A 2,574-nucleotide genomic window follows, 5' to 3' on the forward strand; every position below is an offset into this window, starting at 1 on the left:
ACCAGAACCAGAACCAGAACGGACTCTGGTTATGAGCGGGGGCAAACAGGGGGCAAGGTCAGCCGACGCCTGGGACTTCCACCGCGCCGCCCTCGGCGGCAGTTCGCACTACGTTCTGCCGCGCGTCCTGCAGTGGTTCACCGGCAACGTCGGCCTGCACCACGTCCACCATCTGAACAGCCGCATCCCGAACTACCGCCAGCAGGAATGCCTGGACGGCCACGAGATCCTCGGCCGCGTCGGCCGTCTGACGCTGCGCGACAGCCTCGGTTGCCTGAACCTCGCACTCCGGGATGAAGAGGCGCGGAAGCTGGTCGGATTTGCACGCCTACGAAGGCTGCAGGTCGCTTGAAGTCTGGCTCGAAGCAGCCCCACGGCCATGGCGGGGCGAAGGCCTGACGGGGAGAACCGCCGATCGCGTCTCAACGCCCTCCCCTATGCGCCGCTGGTCACGCGACCGGTGCCATGTCATGTGCGGGCCGGTGATCGATCATCCCGACCTCCCCTCGCCGGCGTCGCTGACAAGCCTCGGCTGGCTCGACTTCTTCGAGGAGCAGCGCGAACCGGACGAGGCGGATCTCGTGCCCGTGCGGATCGCCACGGTTCACCGCTCGCGCCTGACCGGGCTGTCGGAGGCGGGTTCGGTCGAGCTGACGCTTCCGGCCCATACCAACACCGCCGACTTCGCCGTGGGCGATTGGGTCCTGGCTCACCCCCGGACCCGGATGCTCCACCGCCGCCTGAGCCGAAGAACGGTCCTGGAGCGACGCCCGGAGGGCAGCCGGACCCTGCAGCCCGTCGCCGCCAACGTCGATACGCTGTTCATCGTCACCTCCTGCAACGCCGACTTCAATCAGGCGCGCCTGGAGCGCTATCTGGCTCTGGCCAACCAGGGCGGCGCCAATCCGGTGATCCTGCTCACCAAGGCCGACATGGCGGCCGACGTCGATGTCTACCGCCGTCAGGCTGCCGCGTTGCAGCGCGGGCTCGATGTCGTGACCGTCCATCCCCGGTTGCCGGTGGCGGCACGGACCTTGGCCCCGTGGTGCGGGGTGGGGCGGACCGTGGCGCTGGTCGGCTCGTCCGGGGTCGGCAAATCGACCCTGGTGAACACGCTCGCCGGTCCGGGGCAGGCACTTGCCCAGGAAACCGGAGGCATTCGCGAGCACGACGCCAAGGGACGCCACACCACGACGGCGCGTTCCCTGCACGCCATCGCAGGCGGCGGCTGGGTGATCGACACGCCGGGGATGCGGACTCTTCACGTCAGCGACGCCGGGGACGGGATCGCGACACTGTTTTCCGAAATCACCGAACTCGCGCCCTCGTGCCGGTTCCGCGACTGCACGCACGCGCACGAGCCCGGCTGCGCCGTGCAAGCCGCCGTCGCCGACGGGAGGCTCGACTCCGAGCGCCTCATCCGCTGGCGCAAACTCCTCGATGAGAACCGTGACAACACGCCCGCACCTGCCGGGCCGCGCGGGCGACGGAATGTCGGTCGGTAGACATTTGTATCATCCCGTCGATCCTTAGGATCGGCATCAGGCCGAATTCTCGGGATTCAAAGAATATTCATCCAGAGAATCTTCTTGTGGGGCCAGAAGGAAGGGCAGCAAGACAGCCGTCAACGCTTCCGGATGCGAATAATTGATCCCGTGGGCCGCGCCGGGGATGACGGCAAGCCGCCCCCGAGGCAGTGAAGCAGCAAGGCTCGTCACGAACGCATGGGGGACGATGTCGTCACGCGTGCCCCAGACCACGAGCGTCGGCTGAGAGACCCGTGACGCCTTCTCCCCGATATGGTTGTCGACCATGCTCCTCAGGGTCTGGAGGTAGCGACGGACCCCGCTTCGGGCATAATCCCTCAGCGCCACCCAGGCGAGCGACCACCGTTCGAAGGGCGCGATGAGGAAGAAGCCCGCGATCTGCCGGGCGAGGCCGCGCGCCTCCGGGTCCGGCGTAGGCCCCTGCAGCACGAGGCGGTCGACGCGTTGCGGGTGAACGAGCGCGAGCTCGACGAGCACCTCGCAGCCGAGCGAATTGCCGACGAAGGCCGCACGCTCCAGTCCGAGTTCCCGCATCCAGGCCGCCAGCGCATCGGCCAGCTGGCGAACCGTGAGCGCCCGAGGCGGCTTGTCGCTCAGGCCGAAGCCGGGCAGGTCGGGGGCGTAGACCCGCAGGTGCGGGGCGAGATGCGCCGCCAGCGGGATCATGTAGCGGCTCGACATCCCGAGCCCGTGGACCAGGATCACGGGCAGCCGGTCGTCCGGGACGGAGCCGACCGACGCGAGGGCATGCAGGGTGAGGCCGCCGACGCGGTCGCGTCTCGCCGCGAGCCGCCCATGGTTCACGCGCCGTCCGGTCGCCGATCGGACCAAGGTCAGGCGGGACCGAACTCCCGCGGCCATCGCAGCGATCCACCCCCGGAACCCGTTCATCCGCCCGCCCTGCCGATTGCCCCACCGTGATCCGGCGGATCGCCTTAGAGCGCCTAACAGAACCGTCTGATCTGGTTGAGGGTGATGAGGCTGGCTGCGAGGGTGGTGAAGGCGTCGTAGATGTCGGCGCGGCGCT

The 2,574-nt window shown here is 68.5% G+C and carries 2 protein-coding genes and 1 pseudogene; 2 read left to right on the forward strand and 1 reads right to left on the reverse strand.

What is annotated here, in order from left to right:
- A pseudogene (locus tag BM140_RS24955) lies at nt 1–352 on the forward strand (hypothetical protein); the annotation flags it as partial.
- A gap of 118 nt (nt 353–470) precedes the next feature.
- Nucleotides 471–1,505, forward strand: coding sequence for a ribosome small subunit-dependent GTPase A (rsgA, locus tag BM140_RS24960; RefSeq protein WP_091952141.1), 1,035 nt, complete (start codon nt 471–473; stop codon nt 1,503–1,505).
- Between the two features lie 36 nt (nt 1,506–1,541).
- On the opposite strand, the gene BM140_RS24965 is transcribed toward rsgA, so the two are convergent.
- Nucleotides 1,542–2,252 carry an alpha/beta fold hydrolase gene (locus tag BM140_RS24965; protein ID WP_244535634.1) on the reverse strand — a complete coding sequence of 237 codons (711 nt, stop codon included), beginning with the start codon at nt 2,250–2,252 and terminating at the stop codon, nt 1,542–1,544.
- Nucleotides 2,253–2,574: the final 322 nt, after the last annotated feature.

The organism is Methylorubrum salsuginis (assembly GCF_900114375.1).
In the GTDB taxonomy this organism is placed as follows: Bacteria; Pseudomonadota; Alphaproteobacteria; order Rhizobiales; family Beijerinckiaceae; genus Methylobacterium; species Methylobacterium salsuginis.